This is a genomic window from Streptomyces sp. NPDC002935, assembly GCF_040611295.1.
Taxonomy (GTDB): domain Bacteria; phylum Actinomycetota; class Actinomycetes; order Streptomycetales; family Streptomycetaceae; genus Streptomyces.
The window spans coordinates 29,202-47,459 of record NZ_JBEXNW010000002.1 but is presented as its reverse complement, the minus strand read 5'-3'; the positions used below and the strand labels follow the sequence as shown (position 1 = coordinate 47,459).

The window sequence follows — 18,258 nt, the reverse complement described above, 5'->3', positions numbered from 1 at the left end:
TCAGGCCACCTTCGACGCCGAGCCAGCACCGGCGAGCGAGGTGACCGCGACCGCGCGGAACGCGATCCCGTGCCGCTTCTGTCCGTTGAACTCGTTCTCCCACGCCGAGGCGACCAGGCCCGTCAGCGCGACCGGGGTCCCCATGGTCAGGTCCTCGGAGACGCCCGGCTCCGGGACGGTGAGCTTCAGGATCTCCACCTCGTCCGGCGTGGAGAACATGACCTCCACCGTCATCAGCGTGACGCCGTCCTTGTCCACGGCGATCTCACCGGTACGACGGTCCTTGATCTTCGGCTGCGGGGCCTTGGCGACCATCACGGTCGCGTTCGTGGTGTCGACGGGAATCTGACGCATGAAGCGCTCCTCAAGTCGATCAACTTGACGTACTTAGTACGTCATCTGAGGTTCGAGCATGCACCTGTACTACTTGGTGCGTCAAGTGGTTGTTCTCGACTCCTGTCGGAGCGATGTGCTGCACTAGGTACGACAACCACGGAGAGGGGCTATGGCCGACTTCACTGCCGGACGTGCCGCGTACTTGCAGATTGCGGACGAGTTCAAGGACAAGATCCGGGACGGAGAGCTTGTCCCGGGGGAGAAGCTCCCTTCGGAGGCCGAGCTGATGGAGCAGCACTCCGTGTCACGGACCGTCGCCCGCCAGGCAATCTCACGGCTTCGCGAGGACGGCTACGCGGTCTCTCACCAGGGCAAGGGCAGCTTTGCGGCCCTACCGGGTGAAGGCGCCCCGGTCAAGCGCAGCCCCGAGTTCGAGCTGATCACGGAGTACCTGTCCGAGGTTCGTCGGGATGTACGCCGTCTCGCCGAACGGATGGACCAGCTTGAGGACCTGGTACGCAAGCAGGCCCAAGGGCGGTGACCAAGACGTCAGCTCGACGCGCGATCTCTGAAAGCTCCTCAACAAGTCCCCCTAACTGCTTGATCAGTTCGCGCTTCTCTGCCGGGGTCAGCACGGTCACAGCCCTTTCGTTGCCCTCACGGCCTGACAGTTCCTCAACCTGTCGACAACGCTAGGACCGGTCGGCCTCACCACCCCGGAAAAACTCTCCGGGGCCGCAGAGAGAGACGGGTGGACGCTCTTTCCATGCGAGGAATGACGACGAACCTGACGATCGGTGAACGAGTCGCTTGGTACCGCCGAAGGCGCGGCATGTCCCAGGAGGTCCTGGCCGGACTGGTGGGCCGCACGGTCGACTGGCTGAGCAAGGCCGAGAACAACCGCCTTGAGCTCGACCGGCTGTCGGTCATCAAGGCCCTGGCGGATGCCTTGGACATCTCCCTTGGTGACCTACTCGCCGAACCGACCCTCATGGACTGGACCCACGAGAGCGGTAAGCACACGGTGCCGGCGCTTCGGTCAGCCCTGATGAACTACCGCCAGCTCACACCCTTGTTGGGACTTCCGACCGAGGGCGAGCCCACGCGGCTGGAGGAGCTGCGGAGGAACGTCACGGAAGTGCTCGACGCCTATCAGGCTTCCCGCTACGGCTTCGCGACTCGCCGCCTGCCGCTGCTCCTGGCCGACGCCCTCATCGCGGCACAGGCCTACGAGGGCCGAGACCGAGAGCAAGCCAACGAGCTCCTGGCGCTCACCTACCAGAGCGCCGCCATGGTGCTCGGCAAGGTGGGCGAGGTAGATCTCGCATGGATCGCAGCCGACCGCGGATTGGCCGCAGCCCAGCAGTCGGGCAACCCGGCTGTGACCGGCTCCCTCTTCCGGTCCGTGGCTCACTGCCTTTTGACGACTGGCCGCTTCGACTCCGCCGTGCAACTCGTAGGCGATGCCGCCGACTACCTTCGGCCCGGACTCGCCGACGCCACTCCTGACTTCCTGTCGATCTACGGAACGCTCTTCCTCGCCGGATCGATGGCGGGGGCCCGAGCCGAAGACCGCTCGACCGTTCGCGAGTTCCTGACAGAAGCGGATCAGGCAGCCCGTCGGCTCGGACGGGATGCCAACCACATGTGGACCGCTTTCGGCCCGACTAACGTCGACATCCATCGCGTTGCCACTGCGGCTGAGCTGGGGGACATGCAGGTTGCTGTCGACCTGGGCCCGCGGATCGACACCAGCAACTTGCCGACAGAGCGGCGGACGCGTCACAACATTGAGGTAGCTCGCGCGCTCAGCGCACACAACCGCACCGACGACGCGGTGGCGATGATTCTTGAGGCCGAGTCCTGGGCCCCTGAGCAGGTACGAAGCCACTACCTGGCGCGAGAACTGGTCCTCACGTGGATCCGGAATCATCGAGGGCGACCGAGCCAGACCATGGCCGGGCTGGCCGATCGGCTACACGTGGTCTAACTGGGTACGCTCGGCTGCATGGCAGTGAACGAGCACGAAGCGAAGATGGCGCATCCGCGTATGGCCGCGGGTGCGCTCTTCTTTGATGCCGATGGCCGCGTCCTCATGGTGGAGCCCACGTACAAGGACTACTGGGACATCCCGGGTGGGTACGTCGAGACCGGTGAATCGCCGCTCCAAGCTGCCAGCCGCGAGGTGAACGAGGAGCTAGGCATCGCGCCGGTACTCGGCCGCCTCCTGGCCGTCGACTGGGCACCGAACGGCGCCGAGGGCGACAAGGTGTTGTACCTATTCGACGGCGGCGAGCTCTCTCCGGAGACCGTGGAGGGGATCCGCCTCCAGGCGGAGGAGCTGAAGGCCGTCAGGTTCGTCCCCCCGCGTGAGATCGCAGATCGCACGATTCCGCGACTGGCCCGGCGAATCCTGGCAGCGATCGAGGCCCGCGCCCAAAGCGCTCCGGTCTACCTCGAGCACGGCCAGGCGCCGGGCAACCTGGCGGCGTAGCGGCAGTGGGGGAGAGCCCGCGGCACTCAGTATCTGTCGCGGGGATCACCGTTCGCGGAGATGGCAGGGTCCTCGCTGTCCGCCGAGCAGACAACGGAACCTGGGAGCCGCCTGGCGGAGTCCTGGAGCTGGATGAGGAACCACAGACGGGCGTAGCGCGCGAGGTCTTCGAGGAGACCGGAATCAAGGTCGCCGTCGGTGAACTCACCGGTGTCTACAAGAACATGAAGCTGGGAGTCGTGGCTCTGGTCTTCCGCTGCGAGCCATCGGCCGGCACCGAGCGCACGTCCAGCGAGTCGACTGCCGTTGCATGGCTCACGCCTGTCGAGGTCCAGGAGCGCATGTCCGAGGTCTTCGCGATCCGAGTCTTGGACGCTCTGAACGGCAACGGCCCCGAGGTACGGAGCCACGACGGCCAGCGCCTCATCCCAGCGGGATAGAACTTTCTCTACTTCATCAAGGCTCGCTGCGCTCGCGTCCGCCTTGGCATCCGCGGGCGCCAACCACCTCTTCCCCGGGACTTGCGGCCCTCGGTGACGCGGAAGCGCCCGCCGGGTACCGCCGCCGCGATCCGACCTTGGGAGGGGGAACCGTTGAGCATCCGTAGGGCCGAAAAGCGCACGTACGTAGAAGACCCCAGAAGTACCACCAGACCCCGCGCCGCCCAACGAAGTAAGGGTCGATCCGAAGGAACCGAGGGCCGCGCAAGCAAAGGGGGGTCGCCGGCCGGCCCGGCGCCCCCCGCCTCCATGTCTGCGCCACCGGCCGGGCGCACCGGTCCGTCCGTCGCCCCCCAAGCGGCCAAAACCCAGCACTAGGGCCATGGGGCATAAGGGGATTGCCGCGCAGCAGGCCAAAGACGCTTTGTGTTACCGAAGAGGCCGGATCGCGGCGGCGGTACCCGGCGGGCTCTCCCACTGCCCGGGCCGTTGCCCCGTGGCTGGGGCGGTCGGCTCCACGGCTTTAGGCAGCCACCATGGGGCGAGCCTCGAAGATCATGGCCCCAACGTCGTGCTTTAACGGGCAGGTCCACAGACTGCCCGACTCGCCGGAAGCTTAAGGGGCCATGATCACTCGCCCCATGGCAGCTCCCGCCCAAAGCCGTTCCGCCGACCACGTGGGCAAACCCCGGGGCTGCTGATAGCCAGACCTCGCTCGGCATGGCGGGCAGCATTTTGCTGAATTAGCGTGAAAAATAGCGCTTGTCCAGTCGATTACTGCTCGAGCAGGAAGGCAGAGTCAGATCATGTACATGATGCGCGAGGTCTACCAAGCTGAACGCGGGAAGGCGCCGGAGATCGTGGCGGCGTTCAAGACCCTCACCAAGGTCTTTGAAGAGGCCGGGTACGCGAACCGGCGAATCTACGTCGATTACGCCGGTCCCATGGATACGGTCGTCGGCCAATGGGAATTCGACAGCCTCGACCAGTACTTCACCATGGAGCGAGCGTTCTTCGTGAATCCAGACGAGAACGCCCAGTCACTGATCGATACGTTTAACCGCAACGCGGTATCCGGCTACAAGGAGATCTACGAGGTCATCCAGTAGCGGATCGCCTGGGCGACAGAGGCCACCGTCACCCGCGCGTTCCCGGACCACGACCGGCTACACCACTCAGCGGGACGCCATCGGCTGTAGGGCGCGGTGCTGGAGCAGGCGGGGTGAGCTATGGGGATGGGGTGGGGGTGACTGACGCGGCATCGCTGAGCGGTTTACGTGGCCCGAGCGCAGCCGTCTGCGGCCATAGCTGTTGTGCTGTCGAATCAGGCTGGCGGCGGAAGGGGTGGCCTTAGGGCGGGCGCCGAAGCCGGGCGGAGACGGCCGGCGGGGGGCGGATCGCCGTACCGCCGCCGTCACCCATGCGGAGCGTGAGCGGACCATGCCGAGAGATGGGCTGAGGGGGAGCAGTTGCTGCCGCGAGGCGGCTGAGCCCGTCGTGGGCGCTCCGCTAGGGGGCCCGCCGTGGGGGAGCGGGGTTCGGCTGCGGGGCCGTCTGTGGGCCGTCCGAGGGGGCTCAACAGTGACCAACGTCGACAACCAGTGACAGGCCAGCTACCGAGGCGAACCAGGAACGGCCAGGTCACGGACCCCCGACCATACTGGTTTCCCCCTTGGGGTAGCCGTCAGGCAAGATGGGGCGCTTCTCGCCACCTGGACGCAGGTGCCCCATCGACACGCGTGCCGATCTGCCCTGTGCCGGAACTGTTCCGCTGACATCCAACGCTGACATCAACGACCACGCACAGCCGCAGCCTTGGACGGTTGCAGATGACTCCTGCGCGCACAGCTGGGCCCAGCCAAGGCCGAGTCGGAGCGAACTTACAAGGCGGATGTCGGCGGTTCGAAACCGTCCGCGCCCACCAGTCTCAGGACACGAACAAGGCCCAGGTCAGCCGGTGTGATTCCGGTGATCTGGGCCTCTGTCGTTTCGGACCGTTCGGTGCCGCCGTGCCACTCACGTGCCAGATGGACCGCGCGGAGGCCGCAGTACCTTCCTGATCTGGCCGTCGACGTAGTCGGCGATCTGGTGGTCGCGCCCGTTGACGAGATGCTGATAGACCAGCGCGGCCCGCACCGACGAGTGGCCCATGCGCTGCATCAGCTCCCGGGTGGTGGCGCCGCCGGTCGCGGCGAGGGTGTTCCCGGTGTGCCGGAGATCGTGGAAGTGGACGTCACCGAGACCGGTCGAGGCGAGCGTGCGAAGCCAGATCCGCCGGAAGTTGTTCCGTCGCAGGACACCACCGCGGGCGCCGACGAAGACGAGCCCGGTTCGGCCGGCCTCCGCGTGCTCGGCCAGGTGGTGCGCGAGCTCGGGCACGAGCGAGGCCGGGAACGCCACGGTGCGGACACCCGCCGCGCTCTTGGGAGCCTTGACCGTGAGGCCATCCGTCCGGGTCTCGGAGTACGAGCGGCGGACGGAGACGGTACGGGCCTCCAGGTCGATGTCCCGGCGCTGGAGCGCGGCCAGCTCACCGAAGCGAAGCGCGGCGAACGCGGCCAGGAGCACCAGGGTGCGGCAGTGAGGCGGGACCGCGTCGGCGAGCCGGTACACCTCGGGCACGGAGAGGAACGGCCGCTCGGTGTGGGTGACCGTGCCCGCGCCCTTGACCCGGCACGGATTGCGCTCGATCAGCCCGTCATCCACGGCCGTGTTCAGGATGGCCCGCAGGACCTGGTACGCCTTGGAGAGAGTGGCCGGCCCGACCCCCGCGTCGAGGAGATCGGTACGTCAGCGCCGGACCTGCGGAGTGGTGATCTCCCGCAAGGGGACCGCGCGGAACGTCGGCAGGATGTGCCGGTTGAGGACGCCCGCGTTGCGCTCACGCGTGGTGGCCGCGTAGTCACGATCCTTGAACCAGGACGCCGCGAAGTCGCCGAACGCGATCTTCACGTCAGGGTTCTTCCAGTCCCCGTCGAGGATCTTGGCCTCTTGCTTGACCAGCCAGCGATCCGCATCGGTCTGCGTCGCGAAGGTCGCGTCAGCCGTCCGCATCAGACCGTCCGGGCCCCGATAGCGAGCCTGGAAGCGCCCGGAAGGCAGCTTGCGCACGGACCCGAAGCGACGACGGCGCCCCTTGGAGTTCGCCATCAGGCCACCGCCTTCAGCCGCGAGGTACGCGCGGTGATCGGCTCCACGGTGTGCTCCGTGATGTACGCGTCCACCGCGCTCTCCGGGATGCGGACGTGACGGCCGACCTTGACGAAGGTGATGCGCCGCTCGGCTATCAGGCGCCGGGGGAAGCGCGCCGAGGTGCCGAGCAGTTCGGCCACCTGGTCGACGCTGAGGTACCGGTCCTTCATGCTGCGGCTCCTTCCAGGGCGAGCAGGTCACGTAAGGCTTCGCGGGCGGTTTCGCGGTTGTGCTGGAGGTCGCGGGCGATGGTGGCGGCGAGGGCGGATTCGCCGGGGGTGTGGCCGTGGCCGGCGTATTGCCAGTCGGCGAGGACGAGGACGGTGTTTGGCTCGTGGTCCTCGAGGCCGAGGGCTTCGCGTTCCTGCGCGGCGCGGAAGTCGGCCCGGGCCTGGCGGAGTTCGCCGAGGGTGGTGGAGTAGCGGCGGGACTTCGAGCTGAAGTGGCCGCGGAAGCCGAGCATGTGAGCCCAGGCCCACAGCCGCCGGTCCTGGTAGAGCGGGTCGAGTTGCTTGCAGGCCTCGATGAGGCGGCGGGTGTGGTCGGGGATCTGGTGGCGGTCGAGTTCGGCGAGTTCGCCGATGCGGCGGTCGAGGGTGCCGGTGTTCTCGGCGGCCTTGGTGGCGTACTTGGCGACTGCCCGACTCGCCGGAAGCTTACGGGGCCATGATCACTCGCCCCATGGCAACTCCCGCCCAAAGTCTCGGAGCCAACCTCTCAGCGTGGTCGACCGCAGGCCGGCGGGCGCCGGTGACGAGTGGCCTCACCTGGGCGTATACGATCCCCGGCCATGAAGCGTTCGATGATCGCACTGGTCAGCGCAGGAGCAATCACGCTCGCCTCGGGCAGCTATGCCGTAGGGGCGATGCGACACGACGGCGCGTTCGAGCGGTCAGCGACGTGCGAGCAGGCCAACCAGGACTTCGAAAAGCGGGCTGGCCAGTTCCGGAAGCACAAGCAACGGGAGTCCCGCGATGCCGAGTACTCCGACTCCGTAAGTGCAAGTTGGGAGATGGAGTCGACCAAGGTGAAGATCCTCAGCCTGATCGTGGTGCAGAATCCGACCTGTTTCGGTGCCGGGACGCGTGCGACAGCGGCGTATCTGCAGCAGCACCGAACTGAGGGCGAGCAGGATGCTGCCGCGTGTGAACTTGCCGCCGTCCTCTCTGAGTACTGCACGATCGCGGTCGGCTGAAGTCCACGTGCCCCTACTGTGCCCGTTCAGTCGGGAAGCAGCGGGGAGTCACGGGCGCCGGCGGACACCGGGCACGAGAACGGACCCTGACCGATTTACCTGGTCAGGGTCCGTTTGTGCTGGCGGTGGGTGTGGGATTTGAACCCACGGCGACTGCGCCACGACGGTTTTCAAGAGCGTCGCGGTGCCGTGTGGCGCATGCGCTCTGACCTGCGCGGTACTGCCGTTTGTCACGCGGATCCGTCGCTCTGGCCCACATATGGCCCACGGAGCGAGCGCAGAGCGGTTGATCACTGCGTTAGAAGTTCGATCACAGTCCCGGGCGGCCCGTTGGAACGCACGGCCTCGCCCGGTGCTCAGTCCCCGTCAGCCCAGCCTGATCCGTCGTCGTACGACGTTGATATCGAGCGTCGATGTCACGTTGCGGGGGACGCTGAGCCTTCGAGCCGTCGACGACTTCCACCCCCGCTTCGGTCATCGTGGATTCGCCACCACCGGCCGTCGACCCATCAGAGATCAGCATGGCCAGGGGCGGGTACGACATCGACAAACAGCCCAAAACGTATGGCGATCATCATCTACGGCTGGAGCACTAAGTGCTCTAAGGGCAGAATGAATCCATTACGGCCTGCAGTGAATCTTCCTCAACGTTGTTAGCGTACAGCTCTGACCAGGCCTTATATACACCGCAACCTAGCATTACGGTCTTTCCGAAGCAGGCGCGACGTTGCCCACCGGCGAGCGTGTAGTGGCCGCAGCCCCATCCGGGATTCTGCGAACCGTAAAGCTGATCCGAGTGCACGACTCCCCAAATGTCGGCAGCTTTGGTGGATCGATTGGCGACAACCAGCACAGCCTGGGCGTGACTCGCGTCTGAATCAGTAACGATGCACGTCTGAAAGTCTATGTAATTAGAAATTGCGTGGTGAGTGGTAGTGCCGCAATGCCACCTTGAGTTGGAGCTATATGTCTGCCACTCCGGATACGCACTAGCTGATCCGGCCCCGTACGCCAGGAGAGCGACTGTGGCTGCCGTGGCAGCAAGCGCCTTGGCAATGTGACGCAAGTTCATATCTTCTCCTGGTGACTGCAGTTGAGCGCGCTTGGCATGTCCACGAGCGGGCGGTCGGTACAGTAGCTGAATAACACCCCCTGCCGCGAAGTAAGCGCTGCCGCTGGGCGGCGAAGAAGGCGACGGGCAGGGAGCCGCGGTCCGCCTAGGTTCTGTCCGGCGGATCACGAGGTCGTAGGGTGCAGCGCATGCACAGCACCCTGACCGAGCACGCCAGGTGCCTTTACGGAGATGAATACCGCCCGACACCGGCGTGCGGCCAGGAGCACCGCGAGCACTACTTCGTCGAGGAGCTGACGTTCGCTGATGCGGACGCGATCCTCTCGATGCTGCGGGAGCTCTGCCCGAACCTGGTCGACGGCCAGTTCCCGGTGTGGATTCGCAACCTCGCCTATCGACTTGTGCTCCTGCAAAGGCCAGACGAGCCGACTCTGCTTCGGGAGGCCGCGCAGAACCTGTGGCTGCACGGCCCGGACTGGGACGACATCGCGGCGGAACTCGGGCGGCGAGCCGAAGAACTGGAAGCCCGCTGACGGCACCGGCTCGTCAGGGCTTGAGCCACAGGCGGATCGAGGCTCGTCACCGCTTGCCAAGCTCCATCTGCTCCGGCGTCGCCACGCATCGGCGGGGTCTGCCGCACGATCGGGTGACATCTTGAACTGGCTTGGCCTGCGGGGCGGGTGGGAAGGATGTCGCTGTGCCCAAGCCCTATCTGGAAGAGGTCGGCGATGCTTGACGTGTGACCTAAACGCCGTGGCCTACTGGTTGCCATGACGGACCGTTTCCCTGCGATCACCTCCGCGGAGGAGTTCATCCGGCTGCGGAAGAGCGAGAACCGGGCGGAGTACAACCGCACGGCGTGGGCAACTCTCCCGCTGCCCGTCTGGTGGGACCTGGTGCGCAACCATCCCGATATGCGTTTCTGGGCCGCGCACAACAGGACGGTGCCGTCGGAGATCCTGGCGGAGCTGATCAAGGATCCGGACTGGCGAGTCCGAGACCGGGTGGCCGGCAAGCGCTACTGCCCGCCCGAGTTGCTGGAACGGCTGGTCGACGATCCGCATGACGCCGTGCGGAGGCTCGTCGCAAGCCATCCTCACTCGCCGCGGTCGGCAGTGGCGCGTTTGGTTGATGACCCGTGGCGGGTCATTGCGCAGGAAGCCCGCGCCCGGCTGGCCGGCTGGCCGTCCGAGCAGTCGTCCGAGTAGACGTCCGAGCAGTCGTCCGAGCCTTCAGGTGGGGCTTCAACTGCCCGTCATGGCAGGAACGATCACCCCGGAGTCTCCCCGGAAGGCTGACAGAGTTCACACAACTGCCGTGCGGAAGGTGGCTCATGAGCCACTAAACTGCCGCGATGTCGCCGTGCGACACGGCAATTGGCCGAAGACGAACGGGGAAAGAGACATGGCAAGCGGGGGATGGGGGCCGGGCCCGAGATCGGGACAACCTGGCAACGGACCGAGCGGCCAGGGATGGGGTCCTCCCGGGCCGCCGGCCAACAGCCCCTACGGGCCACCGCCTGCCGGCGGTCCCTACGGTCCGCCCGCGCCGCACCCGTATCCACCTCAGAACCCGTACCCCTACGGCCAGCCGGCCCCAGTGCCCGCTCGCCCGCAGCGACGGCGCAGCCGCCTGTGGTACTTCTCCGTCCCGTTCCTCGTCGGCCTCGTCCTCCGCTCGGCGCACCGCGTCGCCACCCGCCTCTTCGTGCAGGAGGGCGACGGCCGGATCGAGGACCGCACCGTGGACCGCGTCCAAGTGGCCCGTACGGTGCTCGGCGTCGTCGCCGCCCTCGCGCTGATCCTGGTCTACGGCGTGGATGCCGACCGCTGGGAGAACGCGGCGACCGAAGGCGTCGCCAACATGATCATCACCCCGGTTCTGCTCCTCTGCACCGGCCCGCTGGTCGTCCTCGGCTTCATCCTCTACGCGCCTTCGCACCTGCGCCCGCATCTGCGCTCCCGGCTCCATGCACCGCTCAAGGCGGTCGGCTGGTACCTGCTGACGGTGATCGTCATCGGCGGTGTCCTGTACACCACGGCCCAGGTCGCCGTCGGGGACCGGAAGGACTGGGTGGTCTATGTGATGCTCCTCCTGTCGCTGGCCGTGATGGTGTGGGGTTTCCCCTTCTTCTTCCTGGCGTCGCTGTACTCCGCCCGCAGTGCCTTCAACACCGCCCACGTCCACCCGATGCTGCCGCCCGTGCTCACCGGAGTGCTGGTGTGGGTGCTCGTGGTCTTCAACCTGATCGACAGCGGCATGCCGGAGGGCCCGCCGGTCTTCCAGTTCTGCTCCCTGCTGGGCGGTCCGCTGTCGGTGACCGCCGTCTCGCTGTGGGAGCTGCGGCGGATGCGGACCCGGTTCGGGGTCACCGTCCGCGGCGGAGCGGGACCGGCCGCCTCCGGCATCCGATGAAGGCGGTGTGAGGGTTCACCGGTGAGCCGCGGGAGTTGAGTGTGCGGTCGTGGGGTCTCGCGTCCCGGGGAGTCCGCACAGTTGGTGAGACCTGCGTGAGACCTGTGTGAGAGCGCGTGAGACGACGAAGCCCCGCCGGGATGCTCCGGTGGGGCTTCCGCGCGCGGTGGGCTACACGGAGTGCAGCGTCCCGACTCCGCCCACCGCGCCTGAAGCCTGCAACGTCGTTTCTGATCGTAAGACGTTGATCATTTGGGATGATGCGGCAGGATGCCGTGTCCGGTGGCCTGCCAGGGGAGGGGAACCCATTGAATGCCGAGAAGTGGTCCAGACTCGCGTACCTCGCTATTTCCGTGGTGTCCGGCGCCGTGATGGTGGCAGTGATGATCGCCCTGTTCCGTTCTGGTTCGTGACAGGTCGCGAGCCACAGCGCGATAGCGCGAGTCGCTGGATCGCGAGATCGACCTGACGAGGCACGCGCGGGTCGATCGGTCCGTCAGTGGCCCGGTCCGGCAGTGGCTCGATCCGGCCCCGCATACGCCCGCGCTCCGAGTGCACCCTGTGGAAGCAGGGCCGCACTTCCCAGGGCGCCGGCCATGAGGAATTTCCTTCGCTCGAACACTCTCTCCAGCCCTTCCTCATCACCTCATATGACGTCCAAAGGGATACAGGGCGGGCTCGGAGCGTTGCCGCAGCACGCCGGTCCGGTCCGGGAAAGCCACTCATTGAGCGGATATCGACTATCGACTATCGACAGAAATTTGGCAGGCATCGAAATCGAAATCGAAGAATTATACTGCCAGTCTGAATGCGTAAAACCATTTTGGCGCCCTGAATTTATCGACATCCACCGAACACTCTTCTGACGCGTCACATCCGGCTGTTCGGCAGACGGTGGATCCGGTTTCGCCGTTGTTCGGGATCGCTCACGAGCCCTGACCTAGCCCTGACCCGCCCAGGGGGACTCCCTGGTCCGCGGGTTGGCCTCCCGGCGGAGGGGTGCCATGGCGGCGTGGATCATGTTGGCCCAGCGCCTCGTCGGCCTCCGGCGGGCTGTCCCGCGTCCAACGCCCTTTCGAAGAAGGTCTCCAGGACCACCGGCGCCTGCGTTCCGCTGACCCCGTCGATCGCGTACAGGCGGCGCAGCACATCGCCTTCGGCGGCCCGAAGAACAACCGCCTGTTCATCACGCCCACCACCTCCCTGTACTCGCTGGTGTTGTCGGTGACCGGCGCGCCGCGACGCTAGGGCCTGTCCGGCGGATCATGCCGGAGACGCGGGGCCTGGCACGCCCTCCCCCGAGCTCTTCGAGCAGGGGGGACCCCCAGCGGCGTTGTCGTCGGTTGCCGATGCTCCGCATCGACGCCCTCCTCCGCCTTGCAGTTGCACGCACCAGGCCCCGCTCGCGTGCGCTGATCAGGCGCCGCAGGTTTCCTCCGACTTGATCCGCCGGACAGGCCCTGGGCCGGGACGGGCGCCGCCTTATGACGGGGTGTCACGCGTGTGCTTCAGGCGCATCCGCGCGTCGACCTTGTCCGGAGGGGCGACCTCCGACCAGAAGCGGTGGCCGGAGACGAACACGGTGAGCTCGCGCTCTCGTTGGCGCAGCTTCTCGACCTCGGCCTGTTCGTCGGCGGTCCAGCCGGGGGAGGCGGGGCGCTCCACCTTGCGCCAGCCGCCGGTGTCACTGAAGCCGTCCAGCGGCTCCACCGACCAGGGAAGCCGTTTCAGCAGGGCCAGCAGCTCGGCCCGGACCTGATGCAGCTCCTCCTGACCGGCGAGGAGGTCACTCGGAAAGTCATAGGTCGCTGCCACGCGGCAATGCTACGCCTGTTCGATTTTGTGATGCGAGTTCCTTCCGGGACTTCACGCGAACGGGTGTCCCGGCTTGTGGCCTGGTTCCGTGGCGAATGGTGGCGCGGCCGGCTCGGGCGTCCGGGTGCGGTGGTCATCGCGAGCGGTCCTGCTCGGTGGGCGTTGGCGGGGAACGGGCGAGCGACGAGAACGGGCCAGTGGCACATGCCGGGCGCATTAAACACTTCCCGTCGGTGCTCCATCAGATGTGGTGAACTCCGCAGCTCACAAGAGTGATGCGCCCAGATCGCCCTCAGATCGGCCTCCATGATGACGTCGTCTCACCCACCCCCCCCACGAGGAGTACGACCATGTCCGAGACGGCCGAGCCCAACGTCGGTTCGTTCACCCTCGGCGGTCCGCTGACCGCCGAACCCGCCGGGACGATCGAAGTACCGGAGCACGACGAGTGGCCCCTGCCGAACGGCTTCGCCTGGGTGTTTCCCGGTGAGGGCAACGACGGTCTCGTCCGGCCCGTGATCATGGCCGACGGCTTCAACCTCGGCCGGAGCAAGCTCGACGTGCTCTACCAAGGGCTCGAGGACGGTTTCCGCTTCGTCTCCGAGCTGCGCCGACGCGGCAGGGACGTGATCCTGCTCGGCTTCGAGGAGCGCAGCGCTTCGATCCTGGACAACGCGCAGGCGGCCACGGCCGCCATCATGCGGACCATCGCCGAGCGGCAGGGCAACGCCCCCCTGGTCGTCGGCGGCTTCAGCATGGGCGGCATCGTCACCCGCTACGCACTCGCCAAGATGGAACGCGAGCGCATGGACCACCAGACCGCGCTGTACTTCTCCTACGACAGCCCCCACCGCGGCGCTTCCATCCCGGTCGGCGTGCAGGCGTTCTCCCACTTCATCCCGTTCCCGAACGACTTCGCGAAGCAGATGGACAGTGCGGCCGCGCGCCAGATGCTGTGGCAGCACTACGACAAGGACACCGGCAAGATCGGCGTCGCCCGGGAGCGTACGGAGTTCCTGGCCGCGCTGGAGCGGCTCGGCGGCTGGCCGATGATCCCGCGCAAGATCGCCGTGGCCAACGGTCGCGCCGACGGGGTCGGCCTGCCGGACCTGACGCCCGGCGAGGTCGCGCTGCGGATCGACCGGATCTACCCGGGCACCACGTTCTACACCCAGGCCCAGGGTGACGACGTGACGGCCGCCTACCTCAACCGCAGGTTCCCCAAGGCCGAGAAGACCATCACGACCAGCGGCTTCCCGGAGCTGGACGGTGCGCCGGGCGGAACCCTGCACACGTACAAGATCCTCGCCGAGGCGATGGAGAAGCTCGGCGGCAAGGCGGACCTGCGACAGGAGGACGTGTGCTTCGTCCCCTCGGTCAGCGCGGTCGCGATCCGCGACATCGACAACCAGGACGACCTGTACCTGAACATCGGCGAAGCCGGCCCGGAGGAAAGCGAGCTGGACGGCTACCTCTGTTCGTCCACGACCACCGCGCACACGGCCATCACCCAGGAGCTGTGCACCTGGATCATGGACCGGCTCCCCGGCTGATCCCGCACGCTCCGACCGGAGCTGCCGTCCGCCACACCGGCCGGACGGCAGTCCCTTCGTCGATCCGCGCTCTGACCAGCCCAGCCGGCCATCGTCGACAAGGCGCCCCTGCGGCTCCTGCCTGCCTGCGCGGGGCGGCGTTGCTCAGGTCAAACTGCACAGTTTGAACTGGACAGTCTGGACTGAATAATTTACCGTGCCGATATGGATCAGAGCGGCAACGGCCGGAACGACGCGGGTGTCTCGGATTCCGCCGCCCGCGCGGCGCAGGACCTGCGGGTCGCGTTCAGCCTGCTCCGGCGGCGGATCCGTGAGGTCTCCGAGAAGCAGGACCTCACGCCCTCCCAGGTCTCCGCGCTCACCCTGGTGAGCAAGAGCGGGGCCGCCACGGCCAGCGCCTTGGCGGCGACCGAAGGAGTGCGCCCGCAGTCGATGGCCGCCACGCTCGCGGCCCTCGACCAGTACGGGCTCATCCAGCGCAACCCCGACCCCGGGGACGGCCGGCGTCAGCTGGTCACGCTCACGGATGCCGGGCGTGAGCGCGTCGAAGGCACCCGGCAGGCCCGGTCCGAGTGGCTCGCCCGGGCCTTCCAGGACCGGTGCACGGAGGACGAGCGACAGACGGTCATCGAGGCGATGGCCCTGCTGGAACGGCTCACCCGGCCGTGACACCCACGCTCCGGGAGCGGCTCCAGCAGCGCCTCACCGCCGCGCGCCGCCGCCCGCCCGACCGCTTCGACCGTCGGCTGATCGCCCCGATGGTGTTCGGCTCCGTGCTGAACCCGGTCAACTCCTCGATGATCGCGGTGGCGTTGGTGCCGATCGGCCAGGCGCTCGGAGCAATGCCGGCGCAGACCGCGTGGCTGGTCTCCGGGCTCTATCTCGCCACCGCGGTGGGGCAACCCGTCATCGGACGGCTCGTCGACCTGTACGGCCCACGCCGTCTCTACCTCGCGGGTACGGCCATGGTGGGCGTCGCCGGACTTCTCGGCGCCCTCTCCCCGAACCTCGGTGCGCTGGTCGCCGCCCGGGTGCTGCTCGGATTCGGCACCTCGGCCGCGTACCCCGCCGCGATGCACCTCACCCGCAGTGAGGCCGAGCGCACCGGGCAGGACAGCCCGGCCGGTGTACTGACCGCGCTCGCCGTATCCGCCCAGACCGTCGCCGTGATCGGGCCCACCCTGGGCGGCCTGCTCATCGGCGTGGGCGGCTGGCGCACCGTCTTCCTCGTCAACGTGCCGCTGTCGCTGGCCTGCCTGGTCCTCGGAGCAACACGGCTGCCGAAGGCCCCCGAGCGCGCGACCGGCCGGGACGCGGCGCACGGTCCCACCGCGCGAAGCGTCGACCTCGTCGGCATGGCCCTCTTCGCCGCCCTCCTCGTCTCGCTGATGCTGTTCCTGATGAGGCCGCGGGCCGCCGACTGGTACCTGCCGGTGCTCGGCCTCGTCGCCGGCGCCGCCTTCGCGCGGCGGGAACTCCGGGTCCCGGAGCCGTTCATCGACCTGCGGGTGCTCGGCGGCAACAGGCCCGTGCCGGCCACCTACCTGCGCCAGTTCCTCAGCTACACCACGGCGTACGCCTTCCTCTACGGGTTCACGCAGTGGCTGGAGGAGGGGCGCGGGCTGCACGCGGCCGCCGCCGGGCTCGTCCTGCTGCCGCTGTCGCTGAGCGGACTCCTCGTCTCCGGCGTCACGGGACGGCGGGAGTCGGTCCGCGGCAAGCTGGTGGTCGGGAGTCTCGTCCAGATCGCCGGATGCGCGGCGCTGCTGACCATGAACTCCGCCAGCGCGATCTGGCTGCTGGCCGGCGTCGGCGCCCTCATGGGTGTTCCGCAGGTCTCAATGGCCTGGCCAATCAGAACGCCCTGTACCGGCAGGCGGACCCCGCCCGGATCGGCTCCGCGGCCGGGCTGCTGCGCACCTTCACCTACCTCGGCGCGATGGCCGCCTCCGCGGCCGACGCCGCCTTCTTCCCGCACGGCGCCGACACCGGCGGCATGCACCGTCTGGCTCTCCTCATGCTCGCCGGAGCAGCGCTGCTCCTGGCGGTCACCCTCATCGACCGATCCCTTCGCGATCTCACCCCCCGAAAGGCCTGACCATGGCAGTCACCACGCTCGACCCCCGCACCGCACTCGTCCTCATCGACCTCCAGAACGGCATCGTCGGCAACCCGGGCCTCGCCCCGCACCCCGCCGCCGACGTGGTGCGACGGGCCGTCCGGCTCGCGGACGCCTTCCGCGGCCACGACCTCCCCGTCGTCCTCGTCCGGGTCACCGCCGCAGCCGACGGCGCGGACGCCGTACACGGCCGCATCGACGGCCCGAGCCGCGCCGGCGGCTTCCCGGCGGGCTGGGACGTCCTCGTCGAGGACCTGGCCGGGCACCCCGAGGACATCACCGTGACCAAGCGGAACTGGGGCGCCTTCTACGGCACCGACCTCGACCTGCAACTGCGCCGCCGCGGGATCAACCAGATCGTGCTGGCCGGCATCGCCACCAGCATCGGTGTGGAGTCCTCCGCCCGCGCCGCCCACGAGCACGGCTACCACGTCACCCTGGCCACCGACGCGATGTCCGACCTCGATCCCGAGACGCACCGCAACAGCGTCGAGCGGATCTTCCCGCGGCTCGGTGAGACCGGGACGACCGAGGAGATCGTCGAGCTGCTCGACAAGACCCGGGCCTGAGCGAAGACCCCCGACGGGCCGCCGCTACCTTGGGGCCCGTGACTCTGGATGATCTTCGTGTGTTCGTCGCCGTCTGCCGGGCCGGGAGCCTGAGCGCCGTGGCCCGGGAGCTGGGCTGCACACAGTCGGCGGTGAGCCAGCACGTACGCCGGCTGGAACGCGAGGTCGGGGTCGGGCTCGTCGAACGGCAGGCCCGGGGCGTCGTGCCCACCCGCGCCGGGCGGGTCCTCGAACGGGCCGCCGCCGACGGGATGGCCGGCCTCGACCTCGCGCTGCGCCGCCTCGACGAGCTGGCGCGCGGGGGCGGCGGGGCGGTGCGGATCGCCACCGGCGGCACCACCGTGCGGCACTTCATGGCCGAGGCCGTGGTCGACTTCCGGCGCCGGTACCCCAAGGTGAGCCTGGAGTTCCGGACCGAGAACTCCAGCCGTGGCTGCTTCGACGCGCTCGCCGACCACGACCTCGACCTCGCCTGGATCACCCTCGGCCCGCCGGTGCGCGGGGTCGAGCAGCGGGCCGTCGCCCACCTCTCCTGGGTGCTCGCCGTACGCGCCGACGACGAACTCGCCGGGCGGGAGCGGATCGAGGGGGAGGAGCTGGCCGGACTGCGGATCGTCGGACTGCCCGAGAACTCCACCTCACGCGCCCATCTCGACTCCGCCTACCGGGAGTTGGGGATACCGGCGAGCGCCAGTGACACCAGCGTCGCCGACTGGGACACCGCGATCCTGCTCGCCGAACTCGGCCTCGGCCACGCCGTCGTCCCCGACCTGCCCGGCCTGCGCGGCCCCGGCCGCCCCGGCCTCTGCTTTCTTCCCGTACCGGCCCTGCCGCCCCTCACGGTCGGCTGGGCGGTACGCCAGTGGGACGCCCTGTCACCCGTGGCACACGCCTTCGCCGACACGGTTGCCCAGCACTGCGCTGACGCCGGGACGCCCGCGGGGGACTGACGCCGACACCGGTCCCGTAGGCCCTGGTTGTTCTCGGATGCCGCCTCGGTCTCCCGAACCGCGGATGTCTTCGGGCGCCGCCGTGGTCTCGTAGGGCCTCAAAGTCCG

At 67.9% G+C, this 18,258-nt stretch carries 19 protein-coding genes and 3 pseudogenes; 16 read left to right on the top strand and 6 right to left on the bottom strand.

The features are described from left to right. Complete coding sequence (locus ABZX90_RS02410; RefSeq protein WP_355200959.1) at positions 1 to 354, bottom strand: hypothetical protein; 354 nt, start codon at positions 352 to 354, stop codon at positions 1 to 3. A gap of 151 nt (positions 355 to 505) precedes the next feature. Here ABZX90_RS02410 and ABZX90_RS02405 point away from each other — a divergent pair, with 151 nt between their 5' ends. The 5 genes from ABZX90_RS02405 to ABZX90_RS02385 all read left to right on the top strand — a co-directional run bounded on the left by ABZX90_RS02405 (position 506) and on the right by ABZX90_RS02385 (position 4,379). Beyond that, positions 506 to 877 (top strand): winged helix-turn-helix domain-containing protein, encoded by a 372-nt coding sequence (locus ABZX90_RS02405; RefSeq protein ID WP_355200957.1) that lies wholly within the window; start codon positions 506 to 508, stop codon positions 875 to 877. A 234-nt stretch (positions 878 to 1,111) separates the two neighbouring features. Continuing rightward, positions 1,112 to 2,326, top strand: a complete 1,215-nt coding sequence (locus tag ABZX90_RS02400) for a helix-turn-helix transcriptional regulator (protein ID WP_355200955.1) — start codon at positions 1,112 to 1,114, stop codon at positions 2,324 to 2,326. An 18-nt stretch (positions 2,327 to 2,344) separates the two neighbouring features. Further along, positions 2,345 to 2,830: an NUDIX hydrolase gene (locus tag ABZX90_RS02395; RefSeq protein WP_355200953.1), complete on the top strand. Its 486-nt coding sequence runs from the start codon at positions 2,345 to 2,347 to the stop codon at positions 2,828 to 2,830. Between the two features lie 5 nt (positions 2,831 to 2,835). Continuing rightward, positions 2,836 to 3,270 (top strand): NUDIX domain-containing protein, encoded by a 435-nt coding sequence (locus tag ABZX90_RS02390; protein ID WP_355200952.1) that lies wholly within the window; start codon positions 2,836 to 2,838, stop codon positions 3,268 to 3,270. A gap of 806 nt (positions 3,271 to 4,076) precedes the next feature. Continuing rightward, positions 4,077 to 4,379, top strand: a complete 303-nt coding sequence (locus ABZX90_RS02385) for a hypothetical protein (RefSeq protein WP_355200950.1) — start codon at positions 4,077 to 4,079, stop codon at positions 4,377 to 4,379. A gap of 907 nt (positions 4,380 to 5,286) precedes the next feature. On the opposite strand, the gene ABZX90_RS02380 is transcribed toward ABZX90_RS02385, so the two are convergent. From ABZX90_RS02380 to repSA, 4 genes and pseudogenes are all read right to left on the bottom strand, one after another. Next, on the bottom strand, positions 5,287 to 5,976 hold the full coding sequence (locus ABZX90_RS02380; RefSeq protein WP_355200948.1) for a site-specific integrase: 690 nt from the start codon (positions 5,974 to 5,976) through the stop codon (positions 5,287 to 5,289). Positions 5,977 to 6,060: 84 nt separating this feature from the next. Further along, positions 6,061 to 6,420, bottom strand: coding sequence for a hypothetical protein (locus ABZX90_RS02375; protein WP_355200946.1), 360 nt, complete (start codon positions 6,418 to 6,420; stop codon positions 6,061 to 6,063). Further along, complete coding sequence (locus ABZX90_RS02370; RefSeq protein WP_355200944.1) at positions 6,420 to 6,632, bottom strand: helix-turn-helix domain-containing protein; 213 nt, start codon at positions 6,630 to 6,632, stop codon at positions 6,420 to 6,422. The genes ABZX90_RS02375 and ABZX90_RS02370 overlap by 1 nt, the downstream gene beginning before the upstream one ends. Next, positions 6,629 to 7,099, bottom strand: a pseudogene (gene repSA / locus ABZX90_RS02365) (replication initiator protein RepSA); the annotation flags it as partial. The pseudogene repSA and the gene ABZX90_RS02370, both read right to left, overlap by 4 nt. 153 nt (positions 7,100 to 7,252) lie before the next feature. On the opposite strand from repSA, the gene ABZX90_RS02360 reads away from it, so the two are divergent. The 5 genes and pseudogenes from ABZX90_RS02360 to ABZX90_RS02340 all read left to right on the top strand — a co-directional run. Then, positions 7,253 to 7,657, top strand: coding sequence for a hypothetical protein (locus ABZX90_RS02360; RefSeq protein WP_355200942.1), 405 nt, complete (start codon positions 7,253 to 7,255; stop codon positions 7,655 to 7,657). Positions 7,658 to 8,917: 1,260 nt separating this feature from the next. Continuing rightward, positions 8,918 to 9,262: a hypothetical protein gene (locus ABZX90_RS02355; RefSeq protein WP_355200940.1), complete on the top strand. Its 345-nt coding sequence runs from the start codon at positions 8,918 to 8,920 to the stop codon at positions 9,260 to 9,262. 237 nt (positions 9,263 to 9,499) lie between these two features. Continuing rightward, a complete protein-coding gene (locus ABZX90_RS02350) occupies positions 9,500 to 9,937 on the top strand; it encodes a hypothetical protein (RefSeq protein ID WP_355200938.1) in 438 nt (145 codons plus the stop codon). Positions 9,938 to 10,328: 391 nt separating this feature from the next. Further along, positions 10,329 to 11,144, top strand: a complete 816-nt coding sequence (locus tag ABZX90_RS02345; protein WP_351121758.1) for a hypothetical protein — start codon at positions 10,329 to 10,331, stop codon at positions 11,142 to 11,144. A 1,146-nt stretch (positions 11,145 to 12,290) separates the two neighbouring features. Continuing rightward, positions 12,291 to 12,392, top strand: a pseudogene (locus ABZX90_RS02340) (SMP-30/gluconolactonase/LRE family protein); the annotation flags it as partial. Positions 12,393 to 12,626: 234 nt separating this feature from the next. Here the strand turns inward: ABZX90_RS02340 and ABZX90_RS02335 are convergent. After that, positions 12,627 to 12,959, bottom strand: a complete 333-nt coding sequence (locus ABZX90_RS02335; RefSeq protein ID WP_351121760.1) for a hypothetical protein — start codon at positions 12,957 to 12,959, stop codon at positions 12,627 to 12,629. Between the two features lie 350 nt (positions 12,960 to 13,309). Between ABZX90_RS02335 and ABZX90_RS02330 the strand changes: the two genes are divergently transcribed. The 6 genes and pseudogenes from ABZX90_RS02330 to ABZX90_RS02305 all read left to right on the top strand — a co-directional run bounded on the left by ABZX90_RS02330 (position 13,310) and on the right by ABZX90_RS02305 (position 18,150). After that, the gene (locus ABZX90_RS02330) at positions 13,310 to 14,512 is read left to right on the top strand and encodes a hypothetical protein (RefSeq protein ID WP_351121762.1); all 1,203 of its coding nucleotides are present in this window, start codon (positions 13,310 to 13,312) and stop codon (positions 14,510 to 14,512) included. Positions 14,513 to 14,716: 204 nt separating this feature from the next. Then, the gene (locus ABZX90_RS02325; protein ID WP_351121764.1) at positions 14,717 to 15,181 is read left to right on the top strand and encodes a MarR family transcriptional regulator; all 465 of its coding nucleotides are present in this window, start codon (positions 14,717 to 14,719) and stop codon (positions 15,179 to 15,181) included. Between the two features lie 89 nt (positions 15,182 to 15,270). Beyond that, positions 15,271 to 16,347: pseudogene (locus tag ABZX90_RS02320) on the top strand (MFS transporter); the annotation flags it as partial. Further along, a complete protein-coding gene (locus tag ABZX90_RS02315) occupies positions 16,266 to 16,610 on the top strand; it encodes a hypothetical protein (RefSeq protein ID WP_355200935.1) in 345 nt (114 codons plus the stop codon). The pseudogene ABZX90_RS02320 and the gene ABZX90_RS02315, both read left to right, overlap by 82 nt. A 2-nt stretch (positions 16,611 to 16,612) precedes the next feature. After that, a complete protein-coding gene (locus ABZX90_RS02310) occupies positions 16,613 to 17,200 on the top strand; it encodes a hydrolase (RefSeq protein ID WP_355200933.1) in 588 nt (195 codons plus the stop codon). 38 nt (positions 17,201 to 17,238) lie between these two features. Next, entirely contained in the window at positions 17,239 to 18,150 is a 912-nt protein-coding gene (locus ABZX90_RS02305; RefSeq protein WP_355200931.1) for a LysR family transcriptional regulator, read from the top strand. The last annotated feature ends 108 nt before the right edge of the window (positions 18,151 to 18,258 follow it).